We start from the raw sequence: 25947 nt of genomic DNA on the forward strand, positions 1-25947 counted from the left end.
AACCTGGACGGTGTTTGACGTGTTCACTGGGCAGCCAGCAGACGCGTGGGGCGCTCCGGCGGAGTATCTTGACGAGGAGTATTCCCGCGATCTCGTCAGCGTTCTGAATCTTGTCGACCTGAAGCGAAGGGCCGCCCCAGGTAACCTCTAAGTACGACTGCCTAGGAGCGCCTGATAGCGTCGAAATTCCGCAAAGTCACCGTTCTGCGGGCGCCACCTGACATGGTGGAGAGGCTGAGCGGGCCGTGCTAAGGGCGAACCCGAAGCCTTAAAGGCGCTGGTCAATTCGCCGCCGCCATAGCTACCAGACCCGCATAACGTTGTTAATCCGGCAGCAGCATCTCCTCTTGGTCGGCCGCAGCCTCGAACAGTAGCCGGAAGTCACCAATCGGCATTTTGCCATCCATCGCAGACAGACATGCCTCCGCCGCCGACCGCCACTTTGGGCCACGGTTGGACCACTTCAATAGTTCCTCGGCGGCAGTGCCGATACGGCTGATCCCAAGGCGGAATCCCGGTCGGTCGGTTTTGACGTAGACAGGCGGGTTGAACCAACGATGGGGCATCAGGGTTCGCGCACGTCGAACGCGACGAATAGCTGCCAAATGGAGGCTGTATTGACGATCATTTCGACTAGTTGGCAGTCGGTTTCACGAAGGTCACGGCCGCGCTCGCGCACCAATGCAATGGTCGCCTTCACGGAAATTATGTCGCCCGGTAGATAGCCCAACAGGGCCTCGCGAACCAGCTCCTTGGCCGCTAGCTGCGCAGGCCAAACAGGTGCTTGAATGTCCATCCCATCCTCCCAGAGAGACAGAACCTCAATGACCCATTCTGTGGTGCACTTTCCGAAAAAGGCAAGGGCCGGAAACGTACAAAGCAGGTTCTGAAGGGCGCCAATCCCTTAGATCTGCGCCTTGCGCTTGAGGGCATTGCTGGGCGCTCTTGATCGTGCCAGCACACGTGCGGAGGGTCGGCATTTCGTATCTCCTAGCGGTTTGTTCGGCCCTGTGAGAGCCTGGGCCACTGGTCGGATTGAGGGTCGTGCCGGTGATCTGCCAAACATTTACCCGGACGGAGAATGCTCCCCTTCGAGATGTGTAATCCGAAAGATCGTCGGGTTACGGTCGCAAAGCGCGCCGCCAAACTGCGCCCACAAGCGTTCGCACTCTCTTGCCCTAGACTCGGGGTGCCCGGTTCGCCATAGAAGATCATGGCTCCGCGAACATCGTATCCAAGCACCGAAGCGTTGGCCACCAACTGAATGGCCATACCCAAGGTGATGGGACCGATTTTGGCCTCAGTTTTAGTGGAGAGGTCGACCACACCAAACACTTCCGCATTGACGCCTCTGCCAGCCAAAACGGCCGTCGAGATCGCATTATTCGCGGAAAGAAGCATTCGATTAGTCGCCCGTTGAAACGGCTCTACCAACTCTCAAAGGCAAGGTTTGCTCCCGATCACCCGACCTATCGCAGGTGGGGCGCCTTCGGCTGCAACAATCAACTGAATCAGGCGGCATCTCTCATTTCTGCGTCGTTGACGGGAAACTCCTGGAAAGACAGGCCACTCCGTCGAGCCCAATTCCGCTCAACATCGAGGAGTTCATTCTCACCAGTCAAGCCGTTCATAAACAGTCTGAGTACGTGTGCAGCTATGCGCTCACCGTCCTGCGAAGCAACACGTACACCGCGCTCTTTGCAGACCGTCCGACAAACATGGGCAAGCACCATAATATCGCTCGGCTCCAAAAACCGACCTGGATATAACATACCGTCCTCCCTGGGAAAGCTACATTGAGCTTCTGATTACATAGGGTCACCGGCAGCCACAATTAACTATGATAGTCGTTTACTCGACTCTGCAGAAATTTGAGCTGCCCACCAAAACGCATCGGGCATAGCGCCACTACGGCACCGAGGTACGGGCTATTCAGGACACGCGAGGTGCCTCCGAGCTTAAAATTTTAGGCAAGCTTCGCTTCTTCGCGTGAGAGATCCACCATAATCCGCAGGCAGTGCACTGTGAACTCTCCCCCGAAAGACCGATAGCAGCGGCGCAATTGTGTGGATCCGCGCTGTTTAGCCCATTCACTCGACGATGTTCAGGACGCTCGTTCTATGACAGCGACGCGCTTGGCCTCCCCTCATCGCTCCGCAAGCGGGGCGGGCGCCTTGATTAGTCATTTTTCTGGGAACCGTCGTTTCGCAGCGAAGTTCGGTACCGAAGGGACGTTCCGAGATGGAGTTGATCATGAAACAGGTTCTTTTCGCTTCAGCCATTATGGCACTGTCAACTGGCCTCGCCTTTGCGCAATCGACCACCACGACCACAGGCGGATCGTCGAGCTCGACAACCAAGACAATGCCGAGCACTACGACCGATCAGGGGACGGATTCGACCACCACGAGTGGAACGAACTCGAACTCCGCCAAGGACTGCGCTCCGGGTCAACAAACTGGTAGCGCCAAGCAGGCCGCGCCAGGTCAACAGGATACCGATGCTAACTCGGCTGCTCCTGGCCAGGTGAAGAAGACCACGGAAGGCTGCTGACCTGACCTGTCCCAGGTTGATGCATAGCGGTCGATTCTCAGGATGTCGCCGCATTGGAAAAACCCGTCGTGCTAGGCCGGCACGGCGGGTTGATAGCAGGACTATAGTCTTGCATTTCGCAGCGAAGGTCCAAGCTGTGCCAGTTGGTTCTCTGCTTGTCCAACGGCCGTTCCATTACATTAGTTAGTCGACATATATGTTATCGCCGCCTGCAATCTGTGCCATGTTGGTTCACCCTAGTGGCACCTGTTTTGCATCGCCCGCGACAGCAGGGGAAAACCAACACCCCAGCGAGTCCCGTTATCCCTGGGACGGCCTGCCGCTGCCGTGAATGGGGCGGCGGGCTTTTTTCTTATTCGATGAAACGAACGGTCATGCCGTGAGTTGGCTTCCCAAAGGAGGAGCCGATGAAAAAGGAAGGCGATGGGCGTGTAGACAAAGGCAATCAGCAACTGCTTGCCCGTCGTTTGTCTGAAGAAGTCGGCATTTCAGAACCTGAGGCGCGCGCTCTGATCAAGCTTATCGGCACGGACTGGAATTCGCTGCTTCGTGAAGCCCGATTCTTGAAGGAGCGTCATTAGAAGTCCGCCGCCTATTGGGGCGCCGGCGGCGGACCTGTTAAGCGGCTACATCCTTGGGAATCGACCGCTCGTAGGGTTAATGTGCCACTTGGAGGCCAGTTCCATGTAATTGCACAGCGGCAAGAGCATGCGACTTCCGCTTTATCCGGCATAGGCCATCAGGCGTAATTGTAGCGACGCCATTGTCTAGTATCATATGGGGCCTGGTCATTAGGCCCACCCTCGTGCCCAGCATGGTCGGCACGGTCACTCACTCGATCCTTCGGCTGCTTGATCGTGCCGACTACTGCCGACGTCTGCTACTGCCGGTGGAAAGAGCCGGTTCCAAGGGCTGGTGCCCTGGCAATTCATGCCAAGCGACTTGGCGTAGGTCGCGCATGTCGACCTGCTGGCCGCACGTGGGGCAGGTGTAGAAATTCTCCCGCTCGTCGGCTGGCTCGCCGCCGTGCTGCCTGCCGGGGATGGGTGGTCCAAGGTCGGATAGCTTGGTCATCTACTGCCCAGCGCTTTTGCTTCTCGTTCTAGCGTCTCACGGTCGTTGCCGTGCTTTTTGATAAGTTCACGCACCTCGGGGATCGTAAGCTGAAACTTGCTGGCGAGATAACCGACCTCATATTCTTCGTCGCCTGATACCCGGTCGCGGTCGCGGAAATCACGCTTGCTTTTGTCGTCGGCCATTGGTGTTGCTCCTAGAGGTTGTTGATCCGCAACGCGCACCGGGTCGCATTGTTCATCCTTCTTGGAACTATTTTAGCTAAAGCTGATTGAATCGCGGGTGTGGGTCAGTTGATGCGTTTGAAGTTCATCAAGCCGATGGAGCCGGAGCTTGTCGATAACCCGCCAGAGGGTGACGACTGGATTCACGAGATAAAGTTCGACGGCTATCGCACGCAGATCATCAAGGACGAAGACGGCATCCGAGTGCTGACGAGGAGAGGGTACGACTGGACTGCACGCTACCAGATCCTTGCCGACCAAGCCGCCGCGATTGAAGCCGACGACTTCATCATTGAGGGTGAAGCCATCGTGGTTGATGAGGCTGGACGCTCCGATTTCCATGCGCTGCAGTCGGCCGTCAGCAGCAGCGAGCCATCGCAGGATTATTATCTCGTTGCGTTCGATCTACTGCACTTGAACGGCCACGACCTCCGCAGCATGCCGCTCGAGGATCGGCGCGAGATCCTGCAGGGAATGATCGAGGCCGGCGGCCGCATCCAATTCAGCGAGGCGATGCCCGGCACGGGCGACGCGGTTTACTACCTTGCCGACCAGACTGGACAAGAAGGCATCGTCTCGAAGCGCCGGGACAGTCTCTATCGCAGCGGCCCGACGATGAACTGGCGCAAAATCAAGTGCTACGATGAAAAGGAGATGGACATCATCGGCGTTCAGCGTGATCCGGGCCAGGCGGCAAGGGTTCTTATGGCTGACAACGGCCGCTCTCTCGGCACCGCCAACGTCAATTTCAAATTCGACAAACGCAAGCGCCTCTGGGACCGCGTGCAGGGCAAGGTGGGCGGCCCTGTGCCGAAAGGCCTGAAGAGAGACAAGGCGGAATGGCTGAAGCCGGGTCTTGTCGGCCGCGTGAAGTTCCTGAAAGGTGAGGAGCAACTACGCCACGCGAAGCTGCTCGATTACCGGGAGGAGGAATAATGGCGGTCGCCAAGAAAGATCAGGAGCGCATCACCTATGCCTGGATGTATGGCTCCCAAGCGCGCAAGGACGGTAAGGAGCGCTCAGTGCCGGAGTATTGGGAAGAACAGGCCGACGCTTGGCTGCAGGGTTTTGATGACCATCCTTTGGCCGACGCCGGCAAGGTCAAGCCTGTCAGTGAGCAGATGGAAGCGGAAGTCGATGAGGCCGGCGTCAGCGAGCATTAGAGCGGCTTGCCGGCGCGCATCATGGCCCGCGCAATCGCGAGCTGCGTTTCCGTCCTGGCGTTCTCTTTCTGCGTCATGTTGTCGGCGGCGATGAGCCGTTTCAATGCCCGCAATATCTCGCCCCGCGTCCATCCCGCCTCTATCATGCAATCGACAATCGCCTGAAATCCGGGCTCCATTGCCTCCTGGCAGTCAATTGCCCGGTCCTGATATTCGTCCTGTCTCCTGGGTGGATTGATCATGCGCTGCATTCTCAGTTGGCGGGGCCTTTGGGCATCGTCTCGGACGTAGTTCCGTCGAGAAGATCGAGAAACGAGTGCATCGCCTTCACCATCATCCGCGCACCGTTTTCGTTTAATGTGAAGGATCGCTTCCCCTCATCAGTCAACAGCCCGACCAGGCAGACCTTGGGATTGTCGCGGTCGTCGATATCGATTGTGACGCCCGATACCCCTGGCAGCATCACGTCCTTTTGCTTCTTAGGCATCACTACGACAGCCTTGACTCGTTCTCACTCTGTTCCCATTTTGGGCAGGCCTCGATCCTTGTCAATGAGACGACCCTAAAATGTGTGGACGCGTTTTCGTAAAATCGACAATCCCGGACATGGTGCGGCGCTTCGAGTTCGCGCACCCCGGCGACATCGAGCGCTTGGGCAACGGGTTCCCGATCTGGAACGGTGCGCCCAGCCTGACCTATCCAATCATTATCCGCGAAGAGCTTTCCACGAGCATGGCCGGTTTCGTTTCTGCGAAGTGGGGACTTGTTCCCGGCTGGGCGCGCGATGGCGGCGGCCGTCCGCCGCCTGTCAATGCGCGCTACGAGACCATTGCCAGCAATGGCATGTTCCGAAAGGCATATGCCGCGCGCCGCTGCCTGGTGCCTGTCGACGGCTATTTCGAATGGCAAAAGCTCGACCCTTCGGGCAAGAAAAAACAGGCTTACGCTATCGCCATGAAGGATGACGATCCTTTTGCCATGGCTGGAATCTGGGAAGAATATGCCGACAAGGCGACCGGCGAGTTGATCCGGACCTTCGCTGTCGCCACCTGCGAGCCAAATACGTTGATGGCGACGATCCATGATCGCATGCCGGTTATTCTGGCGCCGGCCGATTACATGCGCTGGCTCGGGCCGGAAACAGATCCTCGCGACCTCATGAAGCCCTATCCATCCGACCTCATGAAGATGTGGCCGATCGACAGCAAGGTCGGGAAACCAAGCAACAACACGCCCGACATCATCGACGAGATCGGTTTGGGGCCGACCGATTTGTTCGACGTCTAGAGATACTGATCGCCGTCGCCGCGGTGCTCATAGCAGAACCAATGTGACTCCCTGCGCGGCCGGGCAAAGCCCCAGCCGGCGACCTTGCCACAACCGTTACGCTCACATGTGTGGCCAAGCACCTTCACGTGGTCGCGCTGTGCCGGCGTCATGCCTTCGGCTAGTCTCGCTGGTTCGTCGCTCATGGCAGAAAGATTCCACAGTCAGACTTGACGGGCAAGGAAAATGTTCCTTTTCTGTTCTCATGGCACACGAACCGATCGACACGCTGGGCAAAGCGACCCGGCACAACATGCTTGTGAAAGCGGAATGCAGCTGCGGCAATGTCCGCTACTGCCGATCGGCCGACCTGATGATGGTCTACGGCGGCGGCGTCGATCCGCAGACGCTGAAGTTCAATTGCAGCCGGTGCCAACCTCAGATCAAGATCACGCTGCTGGAGGTGCATCCAGAGCACTTGCCGAAGCGTCTGCTGATCCACAAACCGATGAAGATCGACGGCAAGATCACCTGGCATACCGAGCGCTTCAAAGGATGACGAAGACCCTCGCCGATACGTTGGCCGCGCGCGAATGCCTCTATGTAAATTGCGGGCATGCTATGTGCTGCAAGTCCATCAAGCTGGACATCCATGCGCTGATAGATCGCCTCGGGCCAGATCACGGATCGATGCACTGGGACCTGGTCGGGCTTTTTGGCTGCTCGGATTGCAAGGCTGCGGGTCGCGACCATCGACCGGTGTTCTTCACATGTATTCCCGATTACGAGGGTCAGCAACGGAAGCGCAATCGCGAATGGGAGCCGACTTTCGATGGTGAGTAACAGGTAGCCGCGCGGCAGGGCATGGGAGCGTACCGGCAGCATGTGGAGTTGTTGGGCTGTGCGGCGCTGGCCAAGCAGACATCAGGTCCGCCGCCTAACACACACATGGCCATTCTTCCAGGCGCAGTTAAGGTGTGGTCCCGGAAGCCAAGGCCTGTGTGTGCGTCCGTCGGCCATTCCCTACGGTTGGGTAGAGTCATTGTGCTTGGCAATTTTCTCCAAGAGCTTACGTGAGGCTTCGAGGATAAGGCGTGTTACGGCGACTCGTCGGCAGGCTAGCCGCTGTGCTGGTCGGATAGCTTCGTCAGGGCTATTTAGTGGTTTACGTCCGGCATGCGATGGTCTTAACGAGCAGTACGTATTCGGCCTCTGGCTTGCCGTAGGTGCCATTTGAGCAGGCCGCAAGGCCGCTGCGGTCCCTAATACGCACTTCGCCCCGCCGAGAATAGATGAGCCCGCGTCCTTCCAGCATTTGAAGCCCAACGGTAACTCCTGGCCGTCTTGCTCCAAGCATGACGGCGAGAAACTCATGGGTGATCGCAAGGCGTTCGCCGTGGATCCGATCGTCACACATCAGAAGCCAACGCGCCAAACGCTCTTCAAGGTTTGATTTGGCGTTGATCAGGGCCGTATAGCTGGTCTGAATGTGGAAGTAGTGGACATAGCGTAACAGGAACAGGCGCAATGTTGGGCTGTTCGCAAGAGCATCCTTGAAGGGCTCGGTTCCGATCCGGAAAGCGCTACCGGGCGACTGAACGTAACATTCATGCGGGGCATAGTCAGCGCCCATCACGAGCGCGGCACCGGTCATTCCCTCAAAACCGACAAGTCCAACCTCGGCCTCCTTGCCTGAAGCCGTCGCGACCACAGAAGCGATGCCGTCCTCCAGGAAGTAAACCGTCTCGATCTCTGAATCGGCTTTCTCTAAGGTCATCTTCAGCTTGAGGGCACACGGCTCAAGATGTGGCTGCAAAAGCGCCAGGTCACCAGGGTTAAGCCGACGCAGCACTTCGTTTTTATAGGAATCGTTCTGTGGATTGGTCATAGCTCAATCCCACTTGGGGCAAGAGCTTTCCAATCTCCTTGCCGTCCGCGCCCGTAAACACGTGCAGACGATTTGGCGAACTTACGCCCTCTGGCGCGCGATTGACAGTGAAATGCAAACTGATGCACGGCGTCCCCTCAGCCGCGGAATTACAAAACAGGGTGTACAAATTTAAAGGGTTGGAATCGTACAGAACTCTGCTTCGTACGAATCCAACAATTTGCGATAGCGGCCAACGAGCCGGCTTGATGTGCACCGGGAAGGAAGCAACTCTGGGGCGGCCTCGGTTTTGGCGGCACGATCAACTGGGCCGACGACAGGTTCTCGGCTTTCGGCGAAGCCATCGCCCGGACGGGCCTCAAAGACTTCGGTGACAGTCATGTACTGACCGGCTCGCTCGGCTTGCGCGTCAAGTGGTGAGTTGCTTGGCTCTTACAAGCTGATGTAGATCATCGTTGAGCGTCGGCTGTTTGGAGTTGCAGAGCTGAAGCTGCCATTCAGCTTCCGGCCCCAATGCTGCCGAGGAGCAATGCGCCTCTGAGGTGACCAGGAGTGAAGAAGCTATGCCAAACCCGCACGACGGGCGCCTTCTCTGATTGCAGCAGTGGCGACAGGATTGGTAACCGGATAGGTTCTGATGAACACCTCAGCCGTGAAATTCGGGAACTCGTCCTTCAGTCGCGAATTGATCCTGGCGACCTGAGGCGTTTCATTGAGCATCGCATGAGCCATTGCCACAAACAGAAGTGTGGCGGGCGAATCTGGCGCAGATTGACGTAGCGCGACCAGGGATTCACGGTAAAAGCCTAGAACGTAGCTGCATCGCGCAAGCATTCCATAATACCAAGGAACATAAGGATTTAGCCGGACCGCTCGCTTGGCCAGTTCGTAGCCACGCTTCGGGTCGCTACCAACAAGAGCAAGGCTACCCGCAAGAAAGGCAAGTGAGTCCGCGTCATTTGGAGCAGCCACCGACACTCGGTCATGTTCTTCGACAGCAGCTTCGACATCGCCCTGCAATGCCCGAAGATCGGCAAGCATTATGCGGGCGTAAATGTCGGCCGGATCGAGCGCCAGCGCTTGCTTGACACATTTGCTCCAGCTCTCGATCGAGCCGGAAAGGTTGTCGGTAAACCCGTTGATGGCTTCCACAGCATGCGCAAGTGCCAGCGCGGTCCAAGCTCTTGCTAGACCCGGGTCGAGTTCGATCGCACGCGCCAGTAGCCGTATCGCCTCCTTGTTCGACTCACGGGTGAAAAGGTGCTTCTGCTCAAGCCCAAGCAGATAGCAGTCATAGGCCTGCAAACTTGCTGGAGCCTTCCGACGAGCAGCATCGCGTCGCAGATTGGCGAGCTGACCGTGGCAAGTTGCAAGGACATTGATGACGTTTTCGGTCACGCTGTCCAGCATCGCAAACAGGTTGTTCGCGGAACGATCGTAACGCATCGTCCAGACATCGACCCCTGTGTGGGCGTCGACGAGTTGGACGCGGATGCGCACCCGCTGCCCGTCCACTTGAAAACTTCCCTCGATCACATAGTCGGCATTCAACTCTCGTCCGAGAGCTCGCACGTCAACACGCCGTCCCTTGTAGGAAAGCATTGTTTGGCGGGCGATCACCGCAAGGTCCCGGTAGCGAGAGAGATCAACTATGAGGTCCGCCGACAAACCATCAGCGATACGAGTCCAGCGTTCTTCTCCGCTTAGATTGTCGAACGGGAGAACTGCGAGGACCGGCGGACCCGGCTCGTCGGTCGAAAGACTTCCGGGTGGTGCATGGCTGCGGTCCTGCTGGCGGTGATCGGCAAGTAACCCAGCAAGCGCCACTTTACTGCGAACATCGAGCTTCCGATAAATGGCCGAAAGATGGGTCCGAACGGTGGTAGGCGCTATGAAGAGTGTTTCGCCAATTTCGCGATAAGTCATTCCCTCCGCAAACTTTGCCGCGACCATCAACTCCCGATCCGATAAGCCGGCGAGAGGATTGCCTACGGGGCGAAGCATCGTTCCATTTTCCTTGCTGCCGACCTGTGGCCAGAACCCGATGGCCTTACATCAGGATGAAAATACTACAGATGCGATATCGAAAACACTGCATTTGCACGATTCCATGCGACGGGTCAGCATCCTAGTCTCTGCAGGTGGGCAGGTTAGGTTGCTTGGCAGGCCTGGTCGATTTAGAACACGGAGGGCTCCATGACAAAGTTGCCTGTCTTGACCGTACTACTGGTGCTTTTGGTGTCGGCGGGGCCATGCTTGTCCGAAGGTACCCAAACCGACAGCAAACTGACTTCGGAAGAAACGGTGAAAGCTGCCAGCGCTGAACTGTATTCCGACATTCTCGTGCGAGCATGCAGGAACGGATGGCGGTATCCGCGCAGCTACATTGAAAACGGATTCAGGCGCCACCTGGCGGAGCTGAAACTGCAGCTTGTCGATCAGGGTTACACTGTCGTACCCGACATGACCGCGAATGATCCGCAGGTCCAAAGAACGATATCGAGGACCAAACGCCGTCTGGTTGGCTCGCGCCAATTCAGCTGTTCCCACCCATACTGGCGCGATGAATGACTCCAACGCGACGGTGTGCAATCTGATAGCCTGATTTCCGGCGGTTCTCCCCAGGTTGGAAGGATGGCGTTGACGAATGGCAGGTTGTTATTCCGGGAGGAGTGACACTCCTCCTGGGGCTGTAAACAACTTCATGGAATGACCGCTCTTCGGCTGCGTGGCTCCGCAAGCTGCCGATCCGCTCCCGGCCCAAAAGCCGAGCTAGCCTCAGTTGGCCCTTAGTAGGCGAGTGATAGCCCAATTTTCCTGCAACGAAGACCCGCTAGGCCCGCTGACCGACGAAGAAAGTGCGATTTCTCCTGTCGTTGATCTCCCTTGCAGCCGGCTGGCCCAGGATTGCCGGTGCAAGCAGTCGAACATACTATTTCGCTAAAACCTGGAACCTATTGGTGCACTGAGCCTTGAGTCGCGGTTCGGAGGGTGCATGAGTAAGGCAGCAAACGGGCTCTCTTTCGTCGAGTTTCAGTCGCCGACTCTGGTCGCAACGGCGCCCGAGGGCAGCGAATGGATTCACGAGATCAAGTACGATGGCTACCGCACTGAGCTGATCATGCAGCGTGGCAAAGCACGGGCCTTCACGCGCCGTGGCTACGACTGGTCGCATCGATACCGCCGGATAGTTGAAGCAGCGGCGGGCTTGCCGGTGAGGACCGCGATCATCGATGGGGAGGCTGTCGTTCTCGGCGACACCGGCCTTCCGGATTACCAAGCCCTGGAAAGAGAGTTGGGCAATCCAGATTCCGCGAGACTCATCTTTTATGCGTTCGACCTGCTGCACCTTAACGGGCGCGATCTTCGGCAACTGCCATTGGTGAAGCGCAAGGCAGCCCTGGAGAGGCTACTGGAGAACACCGCGCCGACACTGACCTATGCCGAACATCTGGAGGTAAGCGGCAAGGATGTGTTTCAACATGCCTGCCGGATGGGGTTGGAGGGGATCGTATCCAAGCGCGTCGATGCGACCTACGGCTCGGGGGTTCAGACCAGTTGGTTGAAGGTAAAGTGCATCAAGAGCGACACCTTCCCTATCGTGGCTTTCGTAGAGAAACTCGGTGCTCACCCGCGCCGCATTGCATCGCTTTATATCGGGCGCCGCGAGGGCAACCGACTGCTCTATGCCGGGAAGGCTCGCAGCGGGTACACCTTGAGCGCTGCGAAACTTGTGCGAGAGCGGCTTGACCCGCTGATCATCAGCAAGTCGCCTTTGTCAGAGCCGATTGTGAAGCCGAAAGCGACTTGGGTGAAACCACACGTGCTGGCCGAGGTCCAGTTCAGCGGCGTCACCGATCGCGGGGTGCTGCGCGAGGCAGTGTTTAAGGGTTTGCGCGAAGACCTCGTGCCAATCCCGGCCAAGCCTCAAGCGCCATCAAAGCGACGCGGGCCAACCCGGAAACATGGCGTTCCCAGTGAAAACATCCTGCAACTGCTGCCAGACGCTGTCTCGCCCTCCAAGGATGAGCTTGCGCGTTACTGGGAGAGGGTTGCGGATCATGCCCTGGTTCATCTCGGCCACAGACCGCTGAAGCTGGTCCGCCATGCTCATGGCGCGACCTTCTATCACAAAGGCGCACTGCCGCAGATCCCGGCGGCAGTGCATCAATTGCGGCTGCAGAAGCGCGAGGGTGGCGAAGGTGTGCGCGTGTGGGTGGACGACCTTGCCGGTTTGCTGGGACTGGTCGAGATGGATGCGGTAGAGCTGCATCCCTGGAACGCCACCGTCGACGATATCGAACATGCCGACCGTATTGTTCTGGACCTTGACCCCGGCGAGGGCGTGGAGTGGGAGCAAGTCATCGAGGCCGCACTGGCGCTCCGCGACATCCTGGAAGCGGAAGGGCTGGAGAGCTGGCCGAAGGTTACTGGCGGCAAAGGCATTCACCTGATGGTCCCGCTGGAGAGCAAGATCACGCACGACAGCGGCCGCCTCTTGGCCAGGTCCTTCGCCAATCGGCTCGCTGAAGCGCATCCGGACCGCTATCTACTTTCGGCCTCGCCGTCGGCTCGAACAGGCCGCATCTTCATTGATTACCTCCGCAATGGTCGGGGCAGCACTGCGGTGGGCGCCTTCTCGCCACGGGCGCGCCGCGGTTTTCCAATCGCCCATCCGGTGACCTGGAGCCAGGTTGAGGCAGCCATCCGTCCAGATGCCTTCACGATCGACCGTCCGTTCAGGGCGGCCCTCAGAAAAGCTGCGTGAGCGCAAACGCCGGAAATGAAGAGTGCTCGCCGGAGACATCCCGAATGAGATCACGTCGTGTCTTTGCCGGACCGGCCGAGTTCTATCCAGGCTGGCGCATGATCACTCGGCTTTTCCCAACCGCGCACGTCAGCGTCAACGCCGGCGTCACACAACCTGTCCGAAAGGGATGGGCTGACCAGAAGATGATCCATCCTCAGGCCGGAACTTCGATCATAGCGACCCTGGTAGGAGAAGTTCCAATAGGTGTAGACGCCTTTCTCCGGGTGGATGCGGCGGACGCCATCGGTCCAGCCGCCATCAAGCATTTCGGCATAGGCTTGCCGGCTCTCCGGAAAGTAGACTGCATCGCCTAACCAACGTTGCGGCACCACGGCATCGATCGGGGTGGGCACGACATTGTAGTCGCCGCAGAGAATGCTTGGGACGCCTTCCCTGAGCAGCAGCTTGCCGTAGCTGATCAGGCGGTCGAACCAGCGCAGCTTATACTCGAATTTCGGGCCAGGAGCGGGATTGCCGTTGGGCAGGTAGAGGCAGCCGACGACGATCCCATCCACCTCAGCCTCAATATATCGGCTGTGCGTGTCGTCAGGATCGCCCGGGAGCCCACGACGGCGCTCCAACGGCTCTTTTCCACGAGCGAGTATGGCTACGCCGTTGTAGGACTTTTGCCCGTGCCAGATTGCGCCGTAGCCGGCGTCCCTGATGGCTTCGGCGGGGAATTTCTCATCCGAGGTCTTCAATTCCTGAAGGCACACGACGTCATAGTCGGTCTGACCCAGCCACTTGATGAGCACAGGCAGGCGGCCGTTCACACCGTTGACGTTGAATGTTGCGATGCGGGTCATCAGGAGCTCTCTCCAAAACTCTTCACGCGGTATCAAGGTGAATGGCTCAGCAGTTGATCCCTCACTACGCTGCACAGGAAGACCGCATGCCGTCGGACCCTCTGCCATCAGATTTCGACATCGTTGATCCTCTCGGCTCCTTTTAACCGCCGAGCGTGGGGAAAGTTCAAGATGACAGCGATAGGATGAGTCCGGCCGAACTCGAGCGAAACTCTCAGGCAGGTGCGATGCGGCCCTCGACTGACTGAATGTCTGAAATGCGCCTCGAAGCCGACATCAAGAGTCGGCGTGCCGAACGTCCTGTCTGGCAGAGAGCGAACAGGCAGCTTACGGTATGATGATCCTCAGACGGGGCCGTTCGCGGCCCCTAAACTCGCGTTGAAAATCCTTGGCGCGCCATTGCAGTAGTGATGTCACCGCCTCCCGCAGTTTCATTGGTGGCGCAATCGTAAGGCCAAACGTCCAAAGAACTGCGCCTTGGGCAAATAGCCAAGGTCACTTATCAAAACTGATGGTTATGATAAATTCGCTCTCTCTGGGCGGAGTTTGGCATGAAGCGTCGACTGATTTTTGCAGTGTGCATCCTGATAAGTCAGGTGGCGGTCGGAAACGCCCAGACGGTTGAGACGGCGGTAGCACGCGCCCAGACGACTTCCGACAACAATATCATCCAGAATGCCGCTCTTTCCAAGGACTACACCACCCTTATAGCAGCTGTGAAAGCGGCCGGGCTGGTTGAGACGTTGGAGGGTAAAGGCCCGTTCACTGTTCTCGCGCCGACAGACGCCGCATTTGCAAGATTGCAGCAAGGTGCAGTGCAGGTTCTTCTTGCGCCCGAAGCTAAAAACGAACTCTCCAAAATCCTAAAGTGTCATGTGATTTCCGGAGATCTGAGTACCGACGCGATCCTCGCTGAGATAGCCGCGAACAACGGAGCCTACTCGGTCGACACAATCGGGGGATGCTCTCTCACTTTTCGGGCGGCAGGAAGCAATATTTCTGTAACGGACCAATTTGGCGACATTGCCAGTCTCGTTGCCAGCGACGTGAAACAGACGAACGGCTTGGTCTACGCGGTCGACAAAGTACTTTCGCCCGGCGCTCCAGACACCTCTCACGAAATTCACGCCTCTAGGATCTTTGCCGGACCGAACGAATATCCACCCACTAATTTCGCGGCTTATGGGATTCTGGCATTCAAATCGAAAGTTACCATCTACGACCAGGAACGGCAAAAGATGCTGTGCGAGGCGTTTGTGAATGCCGTCCTGCCGTCGTCGTCGCTCGTCGTCCCTACAGCGGCCCAAATGGTAACGGTATGGCCGATGGACAGCGCCGAGCATGCAAAGGCCGCAACCAAGGCGAACATAACCAGGACCTGCGACGAAGCCCTTCAGGATTATGGACTGGCTGTTTCGCAAAAGGCAGTCCGCGATGCAGTTGCAAGCGGCGTTGCTGTCGACGGCGACGGGCCTTTTCTGATTGCGTGGGCACCGCCGACGCAAATCGGAAAGCCTGGTGCTGTGGTTCTTAAAGCCGACCTTTCAACAGTGACCGAATACAAGATGGCAAGTGACATCATGCACCGGTGGGTAGTGGAAATTGAAAACAGGCCCGAGCTTTGGAGATCGGGAACGTTCGATAGAAGCTTGATCGCAACAGCTCGCGAGTGGGCGGATCACTACGGGTCCCTGATCTTTTCAGTCGTCGGTGTAAAGTGACGCCCTTCCTAGATTTCATAGCCGGGTTCGGTGTGTCCGGAGTGGTGGGATTGGTGCTTGGGCTCATTGCGATGACGATCATTGCGCCAAACACCACTGGTGGAGCGTTGCTAATCATTTTTGTTGGGATAGCAGTGGGGATTATTTTCGGCGCGATTTACCGCTCATTTAGACCAGCTAAGACGCCACCCGAAACGAAACAGTGAAATTTGCTGAGTACACGAAACGCGCTGGACTAAAAAAAAGATATTGAATAAAAAAGCCGCCGAAGCGGGTTTTTCGTTATCAAATACTAGCCAAAAGCGCGGGGCCGAGGATCATTACCTCCGGCGGCCTGTCTGGAGGCAAAGCGCGGGAATATTCGAGGCCGCCCAGAGCGATCTGCAGGGCATTTGCTGATCCAGCAGAGCCGGGAGATCGGACTGAAGGCACGGATATTTGATGTGATTCTGTACCTCTTCTCAAGCAGCGTTCTGACGGTCGCTGGCGCAGACAGACCGTCAGAACGCCGATCATCACGATGTACGCTTTTGGACGCGGCAAATGTCGACCTTCTGGCCGAAATGAGGCGCATTGCAGACTGGCGACTCTGGGCCGCAAGCGGGAGGTCGGCTTTCGGGCATCGAGCTGACCTAAGCAGTCATTCAACTCATGGCCACAAGTAGCTCATACACGCTCCTCTTGACGCGGCGTGCCACCCTAGCCGATGTCGGGCTGATGTGCGTGGACGGCAGGACGTCCTTGACCACCGCTTCTGGCGCCGCCGATTGGCGAGCCGCCTCTCCATCATTTGCGATGGAACGGAAAAGAAACCATTCAGCATCAGACTGCCGCTTTTCGACGCACCTTTTCGAATACGTCGGAACGAGCGCTTGTCGCGCAGCCCACGATGCCCCCATTGGTGAACCGGTTCCATGAAGAGTCTGACAATACGCCACCGCATCCTCGTCAGTTTCGCTGCCGTTCTGGTGGTCATGTCCGTGATAGCCGTCATGGCGTACGCCTGGTTTCTTCAGGCGGGCCAGGAGGCGACTGAGGTCGAGAAGGGCATCCTACCGGACCTTTATCACAGCACCGAGATCATGACGGGCCAGATGGCGGCCCATAGTCTGCTTCAGGAATTTGCCCTTCAGGAAAACCCGTCGGACAGAAGCACGCTTGAAAGCGCGATCACGACCAATCGCGACCAAGTGCAGCGATCGATGGACGACTATGAGGCAACAATCGTCTCCGACCTCGACAAGCAGAATTATGCACTCGTCAAAGAACTCGCCAACCAATTCCGTCTGGCTGAAACTGCTGTGCTGGACACAAGCCGGGCTGCCTTGTCGAAAGGTGAAACTCCCAATGAAAGCCCGGCCCTCAAGAACACCGTAGAGCCGATTTTTGTAAAATTGCAGTCCGCTCTGCAGGCCATGGTTGAGGATCATAGAGGCGAGGCAAACAGTGCGACCCAGCGGATCAGCTCGATCGTTAGAACGGCCGAAGTCGGTTTGAGTGTTGGCTTGTTGGTAGCCCTCGGGCTAGCCCTTCTTTTGGGTTACCAGCTGTTTCGCGCCATTACAGGTCCGCTCACCCGTTTGGTCAACGCGGTTCAATTGATGCGGCAAGGCGACTTCAGCGAACGCCTCGATCTGATGCGCCGAGACGAATTCAGTGTGCTTGCCGACGGCTTCAACGCAATGGCGGACGATCTCACAACCCTCATTGGTCAGGTTCAAAGGTCCAGCATACAGGTCGGCACGTCGATAACTGAGATCGCCGCCACCTCCAAGCAACAGCAGGCAACTGCGACTGAAATCGCAGCGACCACAACAGAAATCCGCGCGACAGCCAAGGAAATCTCCGCCACATCAAACGAGCTGGTCCGCACGATGAACGAGGTCTCCACAGTTGCCGAACAAACGGCTGCCGTCGCCGGCGGAGGTCAAGCCGGGCTGACCCGCATGGAAGAAACCATGCAGCAAGTCATGGAAGCGGCCGGCGCGATCAATTCCAAACTCGCGATCTTGAGTGAGAAAGCCGGCAGCATCAATCAGGTGGTGACGACCATCACAAAAGTCGCCGATCAGACGAATCTGTTGTCGCTCAACGCTTCCATCGAGGCTGAGAAGGCAGGCCAATATGGCCGGGGTTTTGCAGTTGTAGCGACGGAAATCCGAAGGCTCGCGGACCAGACGGCTGTCTCCACCTACGATATTGAGCAGATGGTCAAGGACATCCAGTCGGCAGTCGCGGCCGGGGTGATGGGCATGGACAAGTTTTCCGAGCAGGTCCGCCGGGGTATGCAGGAAATCCAGCAGGTCGGCGGGCAACTCTTCGATATCATTCAGCAGGTTCAGGGGCTGGTGCCACGTTTCGAAGTCGCCAATGAAGGCATGCAAGCACAGGCGACCGGCGCGGGGCAGATCAGCGACACGCTAACCCAGCTAAGCGAGGCAGCTCAGCAAACAGTCGAATCCCTTCAGCAATCGACGCTCGCGATCGACGAGCTCAATCAAGTCTCAGGCGGCATGCGAAGTAGCATTTCGAGGTTCAAGCTGCGAGCATAGCGAGTCGGCAGTAGGAGGTGACAATGCTATTCCTCGCCTTCAGCATGGGTCCGGATCGCTACTTGATCGATGTCCACCAAATTGAAGAGGTGCTGCCCTATTTCGATGTGAAAGTTCTTCCGGGTGCGCCAACTGGTGTGGTGGGTTTGGTCAGCTATAACGGAATACCCATCCCTCTGATCGATGTTACCCATCTTGCGCTTGGCCGGCCATCGGAGCGCCTATTGAGCACCCGGATCGTTGTGACGCGCTATCCGGCGCATGATGGCGAGCAACGCCTGCTGGGGCTGATCGCGGAACGGGTGACGGATACGCTCGAGCGACACCCTGCCGATTTCGCGCCGTTCGGACTTGAACAAGGAACCCCGCCCTATCTTGGGCCGGTGGCTTCCGATGGTTCGGAGATCATTCAGTCGGTCAAAGTGGAAGCGCTGCTTTCGGAAGAGATTCGTACCGCTTTGCTCCGCCAGGCCGCAATAGGTGATCAATGACCGGCGCAATAGAAAAGCTCCTGATGGAAACCATCGGACTGGACAGTGCCAGTGTTGGTCCGACAGTGGTTCGTCAGGCGGTCAGAGACCGGATGGAAGCATGCCGGATAACCAACCCTCAGGCCTATAGGGAACACTTGACCGTTTCCTCGCAGGAGCTGCAGGAGCTGATCAATGCGGTGGTGATCCCAGAGACCTGGTTCTTTCGCGACCGAGAAGCGTTCACGATGCTGGCGCGGCATGCGCGCGTGCACAAGCCTGCTCAGCCGATAAGAGTCCTGAGCCTGCCATGTTCAACCGGCGAAGAGGCTTATTCGGTCGCCATGGCGATGTTCGATGCCGGCTTTGAGGCGCACGAGTTCAAGATCGATGGCGTGGACGTCAGCAGTCGCAATATCGCCACGGCTGAACGCGCCATCTATGGGCGCAATTCGTTTCGCGGGAGCCATCTCGAATTTAAAGATCGCTATTTCGAAGCGGCTGAGGGCGGGTTGCGGCCTATTGCTGGGGTGCTGAAACAGGTTCGGTTCAGGGTAGGAAACCTGTTCGGCTCTCGCGCTTTCGGGCAAGAGGTGTATGACATCCTGCTTTGCCGCAATTTGCTGATCTACTTCAATCGAGAGCTGCAGGATCGCGCATTGAGCTGCCTGAAGGACCTGCTGGCCAAGGACGGACTTCTTCTGGTCGGTCCGGCGGAAGCAGCTCTTCCAAGGTTGCATGGCTTTATTTCCGCTGAATGGCCATTGGCCTTTGCCTTTCTGAAATCGGAGGCCGTCAAGACCACGGCGCCGAAAGTTCCGGCCGCCGTCCCGGTGCGGGCGCCAAGCCCGAAGGTCAACAAGAGCGAGCCTCTTCTTCCGTTCCGACCGACAATTGGCAATGAAGGCCGTAGGCAGGCTCCGACCAAGCCGCTTGCACAGGCCTCGGAAAGCCTCATCGCGGTTGAACGGATCGCCAATGCAGGACGGGTAAAGGAGGCACAGGAGGTCGCCCTGGCGCATCTCAAGGAATTCGGTCCTTCCGCGGAAATCTTCTACCTGCTGGGCCTCGTCCAAGATGCGGATGGTTCTGCACCCGAAGCCGCGCGAAGTTATCGCAAGGCGCTCTATCTCGCACCAAATCATCGAGAAGCTCTCGTCCATCTGGCCTTGCTGCTTAGCAAGCAAGGCGACCATAACGGCGCCGAGGCGCTGGCCGGCCGGCTGGGTCGGGTCCAGAAAAGGAGCGGCGGCTGATGGCGGCTTCGACAAAGATCGCTCAGCCGGTGGAGGAGATTGCAATCGACGACTGCTGGCGGCAAATAGGCGTACGGGGCGACAAGTCATGTCCGCTACTGGAGCAGCATCTCCACTGCCGGAATTGCCCGACCTACAAGAAGATTGCACGACGCCTTCTTGACCGTGCAGCGCCCTCGGCATACCGCGACGAATGGCATGATAACGCTGATCGTGCAGGGATCCATTCAACAGACAGCGACGCGCTGCAGACGGCCGTTCTCTTCCGTTTGGGGGACGAATGGCTTGCACTGCCGGTCGGTATTTTTCATGAAGTGGCTGAATCTCGTCGCGTTCATTCACTTCCACACCGCAGGAACAGTGCACTGCTCGGTATTGCGAATGTCCGTGGTGAATTGCTCATTTGCCTGTCCCTGGCCGAATTGCTCGGGATAGACGAGCGCAAGGAGGGGGAACAAGGCACACGCACCAAGGTATTTCGCCGCCTAGTCGTGGTAGGCGAGCACGACAAGCGGGTTGCTTTTACGGTTGACGAGATCCACGGCTTACATCGGTACCAAGAACGCGACACTCTCGATGTTCCGGCCACGATTGGCAAGGCAGTGTCGGCCGCTACAGTTGCCGTGCTGCCGTGGCAGGGACGAGCCGTTGGCTGTCTCGATCCACGACAACTGCTCACGATGCTTGACCGGAGCATCGCATGACAGATGGAGACTTCAGCCAGGTTTCGATGCTCACCCTCTTCCAGGCCGAACTGGAGACGCAGTCACAGGCTCTAACCTCTGGGCTTCTGGCACTCGAACGCGATCCTATCGCCCCCGACGCCCTGGAAGCATGCATGCGTGCCGCGCATTCCCTGAAAGGAGCTGCCCGCATCATCGACTTGATGCCTGCGGTCAAAGTTGCAAATGCGATGGAAGACTGTCTGGTCGCAGCGCAACGTGGGCATCTGAGGGTGCGACGGGAGCATATAGATGCGCTTCTGCAGGGCTCTGACCTTTTGAAATTGATCGCATCGGGATCATCGAGCGAGAGTGCCAACTCAGAAGTAGAAAGCTTTCTCGCGAAGTTCGAGGAATTGTCCCTCCCCGAGGCAAAGCCCGGGACCCAAGATTCTGCAGCTGATTTCGCAACTCCAGACCATGCCCAGGAGCAACTGGCGACGACCTCTTCAGCGAACGTCCTAGTTGCGGCGGTACCGCAAGCGCACGGCAGCATCGGCTCTGATAGAATGGTCCGGGTGACGGCAGACAGCCTGAACCGATTGCTCGGGTTGGCTGGCGAGTCGCTGATGGAAGCTCGGCGGCTCAGGCCATTCGCTGATGGGCTGCTACGGCTGAAGCGACTTCAATCGGACCTCGCAAGTGCGTTCGACAATCTTCATGCAGTGCTGCCGCCGGTTTTAAACCATGCGGCGGTGATGGAGGCGCTGGCTGAGGCGCAGCGAAAGCTTCGGTTAAACCAAGCGTTCCTGGCGGAGCGTCTCGATGAATTGGATTCAGTTGATCGGAAAGCGACCGATCTTGCCAACAGGTTGTACGACGAAACGTTGGCGAGCCGGATGCGGCCTTTTGAGGACGGCGTGCGACACTATGCGAGAACGATCCGCGACCTCGGTCGTACCCTTGGCAAGCGGGTGCGACTGGAGATTGTAGGCGGCTCGACCGGCATCGACCGCGATATTCTCGAGCAGCTTGATGCCCCTTTGGGGCATCTCCTGCGCAACGCTGTAGACCATGGGCTTGAACCGCCTGAGGAGCGCATCGCGATGGGGAAACCCGAAGAGGGGCTCATCAGGCTCGAAGCGAGGCATAATGCCGGGCTGCTGCAGATAGCCGTGGTGGACGACGGCAGGGGGGTCGAGCTCTCGAAGCTGCGCGAGACCGTCGTCGCCCGGCAACTTGCAACCAGGGAAAGTGCTGACACACTCAGCGAAACCGAATTGCTCGCATTCCTGTTTCTGCCAGGCTTTTCGATGAAAGCGGGCCTTACCGACGTCTCCGGTCGCGGTGTGGGGCTTGATGCAGTGCAAGCCATGACGAAGGAAGTCCGGGGAGTCGCAAGCGTCTCCTCAGAATTTGGGCACGGAACCCGATTTCAACTGCAATTGCCGCTGACGTTGTCGGTCCTGCGCACGCTGCTCGTCGATGTTGATGGGGAGCCCTATGCTTTTCCACTCGCTGCCATTTCCAAGACTTTGAAACTGCAGCGGACGCAGATCAATCTCCTGCAGGGCCGGCCACATTTTCGATTGAATGATCGACAGATCGGGCTGGTCACCGCGCGCGAGGTGCTGGATCGAGGTGAGCCCGGATCGGAACCGAACGAACTCTCGGTCGTCGTCGTGGATGCGGGTCGGGGCGATGCGTACGGCCTGATCGTCGACCGTTTTCTCGGGGAACGCGAGTTGGTGATCAGACCTCTGGACCCACGGTTTGCCAAGATCAAGGACATCAGCGCAGCAGCCCTGATGGAAGACGGTTCGCCTGTTCTGATCTTCGACGTCGACGATCTGATCCGATCGGTGGAGAAGCTTGCATCATCCAGCGGACTTCGAACTCTTCGGCGCGCCGCGGGCGGTCCCGAAGCGAGCAGGCGCAAGCGCGTGCTCGTGATTGACGATTCACTGACGGTTCGCGAACTCCAGCGCAAGATGCTGGGCAATTACGGTTATGAGGTCGAAGTTGCGGTCGACGGTATGGACGGGTGGAATGCCGTCCGGTCTGGTCCTTTCGATCTCGTCGTCACCGACATCGACATGCCTCGTATGGATGGCATCGAGCTGGTGAGTTCGATCAGAAAGGACGCTCATCTTAAGAACACACCCATCATGATCGTTTCATACAAGGATCGGGAAGAAGATCGCGCGCGCGGGCTCGACGCAGGTGCGGACTATTATCTGACCAAGAGTAGCTTTCAGGACGAGGCGCTGATCCATGCCGTCGTGGACATGATTGGCGAGGCGGTTGAATGAGAACGAGATGGGAAGCCAGCGAATGAGAATCGGCGTGGTCAACGACATGCCCATGGCGGTTGAACTTCTGCGTCGACTGGTCCTGTCGACCGGCGAACATCAGGTCGCGTGGATCGCGACCAATGGGCGAGAGGCGGTCGAGGTCTGCAGACGTGATCTGCCGGATCTCATACTCATGGATCTAGCGATGCCAGAGATGGACGGCGTGGAAGCGACCCGCAGAATCATGGCGGAAACCCCGTGCTCAATCTTGCTGGTGACCGCTAGTATCGAAGCCAACCTCGCCGGCGTCTACGAAGCAATGGGTCATGGCGCGCTTGACGCAGTCGATATTCCCTCAGTGGGCATCGAAGGTAACGCGTCCTCGCAATCCGCCCGGCTTTTGACGAACAAGATAGGGACGATCGGCAAGCTGATTGGTGATGCGCCGACCCAGGCAAAAAGGCGGATGTCACGTGCGGCTGAGCCGACACCTCGACGCCTGATTGCAATCGGTGCCTCCGCGGGCGGGCCGGCTGCCGTTGCCGCAGTCCTGAGTTCGTTTCCCGTTGACTTTGGCGGCGCGATTGTACTCGTCCAGCATCTCGATGCTCAGTTCGTTCCAGGCCTCGTTGATTGGCTGGGGCAGCATACGCCTCTCCCGATCAGTCCGGCGCGGGAAAGGGATAGTCCTCAAGCCGGCACCGTTCTCGTTGCCAGTTCTGCGGATCATCTGGTTTTCAAGTCAGCTCGGCAACTTGGCTATACGCCCAGCCCCAAGGACAATGTTTATCGGCCGTCCGTAGATGTGTTCTTCGAAAGTGCGGCGCAATGGTGGCCCGGCTCGGTGACTGGTGTTCTGCTCACAGGCATGGGCAGGGATGGTGCGCGCGGGCTGAGACAGCTCCGCGACAAGGGGCATCTCACAATCGCGCAGGATAAAGCAACCAGTGCCGTCTATGGCATGCCGAAGGCCGCCGCCGACATCGGCGCGGCTGTTGATATTCTTCCTTTGAGTGCTATCGGCTCACGTATAATCGAAGCCTGCGAGCGCTCCACGTGAAAGGGCCCGTCCGATGACGCAAGAACCAGAGCTGGTCCCGCCACTCGCAGATAATTATTCATCCATGGTTCTGCTCATCGATGATCAGATCATGGTTTGCGAGGCGGTCAGGCGCGCTCTAGCCACCGCGCCCGATATTTCCTTACACTTCTGCACCGACCCATTGAGAGCGATGGCGGTCGCGGATGAGGTAAAGCCAACGGTTATTCTGCAGGATCTCGTCATGCCCGGGGTCGATGGGCTGCATCTGGTGCGAGAATACAGGAAGCATGGGTCGACACGCGCGGTCCCAGTCATTGTGCTGTCGAGCAAGGAAGATCCAGCCACCAAGGGCGAGGCGTTCGCTGCGGGAGCGAACGACTATCTCGTCAAACTGCCGGACCGTATCGAGCTGATTGCACGTATTCGATATCACACGCGGGCCTATCTGGATCACGTCCAGCGAGACGCGGCGTACCGAGCGCTAAGGGAAAGCCAGCGACAGCTGATCAGTGCAAATCTCGAGCTTGAACGTCTGACGCGGATCGATGGCCTGACGGGTCTAGGCAACAGGCGCTATTTTGACGAATATCTGGCGGCTGAATGGAAGCGCGCTTTTCGCGCACAGTCCCCATTGTCGCTGTTGATGATCGATGCAGACAACTTCAAACGATACAACGATACCTATGGCCATATGGCCGGCGACGAGGTGCTCAAGCAAATCGCCCGCGTAATCCAGAGTGGTTCCGGCCGCTCCACCGATCTCGCTGCGCGGTACGGAGGCGAAGAGTTCGTCATCGTGCTGGTGGACACTTTACTGGAACAATCCAGCGCGATCGCAGAGCGGCTCGTCCAGAGCGTGCGGGAATTGAACATACCCCACGGCCCGGATCGCGTGACCATCAGCGTTGGCGCCGCAACAGCGGTGCCCACCGAGAACGAGACGCCAAACGATTTCGTCAATGCCGCCGATTTGGCTCTGTTTCGTGCCAAATCGGAAGGACGAGATCGTGTTGCGCTTCATATGTCCCGCAGCTAGAGAAGCTCAATGCACCTCCGAAGAGCGGGTGTGTAATTTGAGGCTAAGATGGGGCGTGAGAGCGGCACTCGGTTGAAGATAGGAGCCGGACAACGGGCTTGAAGACTGGTTGGGCAAACGTTGGGAATGACAGCGACAGCGAGCTGGCCAGGTTCCGCTCCCTCCTCCTTATCATTGCGCCGCTTAAAACCCCAGGGTTGATTGCCGTGTGAAGCACTGGCGCGGCGAGGAAAACTTGCGGCGCGCTTCGCTGCAGAATTCCGGGAGGAGAAGGCTGAGCGTGTTCCAGAGGTCTATTAACTCCAGCAGGCGGAACCTTGCGAGCCTCGAAGCCTTCTTCCTGTTAGCTAAGGAGGAAACCAATGGCAAATCTGGGAAGACTGGCTGTCGCGATGCTTGGCATTCTTGCTTACCAAAATCGCGATAAGGTCGGTGACTTGATCCGCGGCGCGGGAAATCGAGATCCAAACAACACACAAGGCGGGCTCTTGGATCAGCTGTCCAAGGGCGTCTCCGGGACCGCGTTTGGGGACATCCTCGACCGCTTCAGAAATGCAGGAGCGGGACCGAAGGTCGATTCGTGGGTTAGTACCGGACCCAACGAACCGATCGACCCGAAGGACGTGGAGACGGCAATTGACGAGGACACTCTCACTGCGCTTTCGATGCAAACTGGTCTGTCGCGCGATGAGTTGATTGCCCGGATCACTAAAGACTTGCCCGAGGCGGTCGACAAGCTGACGCCAAGGGGCGAACTGCCAGCAGCGACCGATGAGATCGCACTCCTAGATCAGGTGCCGCCACGCACTCCAGAGCGGTAAACGGGGGATTACATCGACCGTTAAATTGGCCGCGCCGCAATCCGGAGCGCATGACTGAACGGGCGGGCCACGGCCTGCCGTTGGGCGCCGCGAAGGAAAGAGTGGTGAAAGGGGGCGATCTTCTCTTTGGACTGGTTGTGATGAGGCGGGACCCTGGCACAGGTCGGCGTTGAGTTCCACTCTGCATTTTATTCAACATGACCCTAAATTGATTGGTCCACCCGGTTCCGAAACGACACAATGCGGGCTCGGCTGAGGCCCCTCCGTCTTTGAGGTATCGTCCTCGCGACCGCGTAAACAAGAAAGTGA

The 25947-nt window shown here is 57.9% G+C and carries 27 protein-coding genes; 18 read left to right on the plus strand and 9 right to left on the minus strand.

Translation table 11 applies throughout. The annotated features are described in order from the left end of the window. Nucleotides 1–323 precede the first annotated feature (323 nt). Entirely contained in the window at nt 324–566 is a 243-nt protein-coding gene (locus tag NKI69_RS26810; RefSeq protein ID WP_023809609.1) for a DUF982 domain-containing protein, read from the minus strand. Then, the gene (locus NKI69_RS26815) at nt 566–796 is read right to left on the minus strand and encodes a hypothetical protein (protein WP_023809610.1); all 231 of its coding nucleotides are present in this window, start codon (nt 794–796) and stop codon (nt 566–568) included. Before NKI69_RS26815 ends, NKI69_RS26810 begins: the two co-directional genes overlap by 1 nt. 1457 nt (nt 797–2253) lie before the next feature. Between NKI69_RS26815 and NKI69_RS26820 the strand changes: the two genes are divergently transcribed. Next, nucleotides 2254–2553: a hypothetical protein gene (locus NKI69_RS26820; protein ID WP_127291957.1), complete on the plus strand. Its 300-nt coding sequence runs from the start codon at nt 2254–2256 to the stop codon at nt 2551–2553. Nucleotides 2554–2960: 407 nt separating this feature from the next. Further along, entirely contained in the window at nt 2961–3134 is a 174-nt protein-coding gene (locus NKI69_RS26825) for a hypothetical protein (RefSeq protein ID WP_023809614.1), read from the plus strand. Nucleotides 3135–3623: 489 nt separating this feature from the next. Here NKI69_RS26825 and NKI69_RS26830 read toward each other — a convergent pair whose 3' ends face one another. After that, nucleotides 3624–3812 carry a DUF3606 domain-containing protein gene (locus NKI69_RS26830; RefSeq protein ID WP_023809615.1) on the minus strand — a complete coding sequence of 63 codons (189 nt, stop codon included), beginning with the start codon at nt 3810–3812 and terminating at the stop codon, nt 3624–3626. A 111-nt stretch (nt 3813–3923) separates the two neighbouring features. Between NKI69_RS26830 and NKI69_RS26835 the strand changes: the two genes are divergently transcribed. Further along, a complete protein-coding gene (locus NKI69_RS26835; RefSeq protein ID WP_352722850.1) occupies nt 3924–4787 on the plus strand; it encodes an ATP-dependent DNA ligase in 864 nt (287 codons plus the stop codon). Beyond that, nucleotides 4787–5014: a hypothetical protein gene (locus NKI69_RS26840; RefSeq protein ID WP_023809616.1), complete on the plus strand. Its 228-nt coding sequence runs from the start codon at nt 4787–4789 to the stop codon at nt 5012–5014. Before NKI69_RS26835 ends, NKI69_RS26840 begins: the two co-directional genes overlap by 1 nt. Here the strand turns inward: NKI69_RS26840 and NKI69_RS26845 are convergent. Beyond that, nucleotides 5011–5256, minus strand: coding sequence for a hypothetical protein (locus NKI69_RS26845; RefSeq protein ID WP_023809617.1), 246 nt, complete (start codon nt 5254–5256; stop codon nt 5011–5013). The two genes, NKI69_RS26840 and NKI69_RS26845, sit on opposite strands and share 4 nt — an antisense overlap. Nucleotides 5257–5267: 11 nt before the next feature. After that, on the minus strand, nt 5268–5501 hold the full coding sequence (locus NKI69_RS26850) for a hypothetical protein (protein ID WP_023809618.1): 234 nt from the start codon (nt 5499–5501) through the stop codon (nt 5268–5270). Nucleotides 5502–5581: 80 nt separating this feature from the next. Here NKI69_RS26850 and NKI69_RS26855 point away from each other — a divergent pair, with 80 nt between their 5' ends. Next, entirely contained in the window at nt 5582–6301 is a 720-nt protein-coding gene (locus NKI69_RS26855; protein WP_127291943.1) for an SOS response-associated peptidase, read from the plus strand. Here NKI69_RS26855 and NKI69_RS26860 read toward each other — a convergent pair. Beyond that, nucleotides 6298–6486, minus strand: coding sequence for a hypothetical protein (locus tag NKI69_RS26860; RefSeq protein WP_023809620.1), 189 nt, complete (start codon nt 6484–6486; stop codon nt 6298–6300). The two genes, NKI69_RS26855 and NKI69_RS26860, sit on opposite strands and share 4 nt — an antisense overlap. 167 nt (nt 6487–6653) lie before the next feature. Between NKI69_RS26860 and NKI69_RS26865 the strand changes: the two genes are divergently transcribed. Together NKI69_RS26865 and NKI69_RS26870 are read left to right on the plus strand one after the other, a co-directional pair. Then, on the plus strand, nt 6654–6839 hold the full coding sequence (locus NKI69_RS26865; RefSeq protein ID WP_245273113.1) for a hypothetical protein: 186 nt from the start codon (nt 6654–6656) through the stop codon (nt 6837–6839). Next, entirely contained in the window at nt 6836–7123 is a 288-nt protein-coding gene (locus NKI69_RS26870; RefSeq protein ID WP_023809622.1) for a hypothetical protein, read from the plus strand. Before NKI69_RS26865 ends, NKI69_RS26870 begins: the two co-directional genes overlap by 4 nt. 322 nt (nt 7124–7445) lie before the next feature. Here NKI69_RS26870 and NKI69_RS26875 read toward each other — a convergent pair whose 3' ends face one another. Continuing rightward, on the minus strand, nt 7446–8168 hold the full coding sequence (locus tag NKI69_RS26875) for a Crp/Fnr family transcriptional regulator (protein WP_352722851.1): 723 nt from the start codon (nt 8166–8168) through the stop codon (nt 7446–7448). Nucleotides 8169–8729: 561 nt separating this feature from the next. Then, nucleotides 8730–10172, minus strand: a complete 1443-nt coding sequence (locus NKI69_RS26880; RefSeq protein WP_031212654.1) for a LuxR C-terminal-related transcriptional regulator — start codon at nt 10170–10172, stop codon at nt 8730–8732. A 192-nt stretch (nt 10173–10364) separates the two neighbouring features. Between NKI69_RS26880 and NKI69_RS26885 the strand changes: the two genes are divergently transcribed. After that, complete coding sequence (locus NKI69_RS26885) at nt 10365–10739, plus strand: hypothetical protein (RefSeq protein WP_031212655.1); 375 nt, start codon at nt 10365–10367, stop codon at nt 10737–10739. Nucleotides 10740–11163: 424 nt separating this feature from the next. Further along, nucleotides 11164–12936 carry a DNA ligase D gene (ligD, locus tag NKI69_RS26890; protein ID WP_023809626.1) on the plus strand — a complete coding sequence of 591 codons (1773 nt, stop codon included), beginning with the start codon at nt 11164–11166 and terminating at the stop codon, nt 12934–12936. A gap of 50 nt (nt 12937–12986) precedes the next feature. On the opposite strand, the gene xth is transcribed toward ligD, so the two are convergent. Next, entirely contained in the window at nt 12987–13784 is a 798-nt protein-coding gene (xth, locus tag NKI69_RS26895; RefSeq protein ID WP_023809627.1) for an exodeoxyribonuclease III, read from the minus strand. A 551-nt stretch (nt 13785–14335) separates the two neighbouring features. On the opposite strand from xth, the gene NKI69_RS26900 reads away from it, so the two are divergent. From NKI69_RS26900 to NKI69_RS26940, 9 genes are all read left to right on the plus strand, one after another. Further along, nucleotides 14336–15505 carry a fasciclin domain-containing protein gene (locus tag NKI69_RS26900; RefSeq protein WP_352443095.1) on the plus strand — a complete coding sequence of 390 codons (1170 nt, stop codon included), beginning with the start codon at nt 14336–14338 and terminating at the stop codon, nt 15503–15505. Between the two features lie 914 nt (nt 15506–16419). Next, entirely contained in the window at nt 16420–18057 is a 1638-nt protein-coding gene (locus tag NKI69_RS26905; RefSeq protein ID WP_352722852.1) for a methyl-accepting chemotaxis protein, read from the plus strand. Between the two features lie 23 nt (nt 18058–18080). Continuing rightward, nucleotides 18081–18548 carry a chemotaxis protein CheW gene (locus NKI69_RS26910; protein ID WP_023809630.1) on the plus strand — a complete coding sequence of 156 codons (468 nt, stop codon included), beginning with the start codon at nt 18081–18083 and terminating at the stop codon, nt 18546–18548. Continuing rightward, on the plus strand, nt 18545–19783 hold the full coding sequence (locus tag NKI69_RS26915) for a CheR family methyltransferase (RefSeq protein WP_023809631.1): 1239 nt from the start codon (nt 18545–18547) through the stop codon (nt 19781–19783). The genes NKI69_RS26910 and NKI69_RS26915 overlap by 4 nt, the downstream gene beginning before the upstream one ends. Further along, nucleotides 19783–20487 carry a chemotaxis protein CheW gene (locus NKI69_RS26920; protein WP_127297588.1) on the plus strand — a complete coding sequence of 235 codons (705 nt, stop codon included), beginning with the start codon at nt 19783–19785 and terminating at the stop codon, nt 20485–20487. Before NKI69_RS26915 ends, NKI69_RS26920 begins: the two co-directional genes overlap by 1 nt. Continuing rightward, nucleotides 20484–22757 (plus strand): hybrid sensor histidine kinase/response regulator, encoded by a 2274-nt coding sequence (locus NKI69_RS26925; RefSeq protein ID WP_023809633.1) that lies wholly within the window; start codon nt 20484–20486, stop codon nt 22755–22757. Before NKI69_RS26920 ends, NKI69_RS26925 begins: the two co-directional genes overlap by 4 nt. Nucleotides 22758–22779: 22 nt before the next feature. Next, entirely contained in the window at nt 22780–23799 is a 1020-nt protein-coding gene (locus tag NKI69_RS26930) for a chemotaxis response regulator protein-glutamate methylesterase (protein WP_127297587.1), read from the plus strand. 13 nt (nt 23800–23812) lie between these two features. Next, on the plus strand, nt 23813–24817 hold the full coding sequence (locus tag NKI69_RS26935; protein WP_031212665.1) for a response regulator: 1005 nt from the start codon (nt 23813–23815) through the stop codon (nt 24815–24817). Between the two features lie 362 nt (nt 24818–25179). Further along, the gene (locus NKI69_RS26940; RefSeq protein WP_352722853.1) at nt 25180–25638 is read left to right on the plus strand and encodes a YidB family protein; all 459 of its coding nucleotides are present in this window, start codon (nt 25180–25182) and stop codon (nt 25636–25638) included. Nucleotides 25639–25947: the final 309 nt, after the last annotated feature.

This window comes from Mesorhizobium sp. M0491 (assembly GCF_040321265.1).
Lineage (GTDB): Bacteria > Pseudomonadota > Alphaproteobacteria > Rhizobiales > Rhizobiaceae > Mesorhizobium.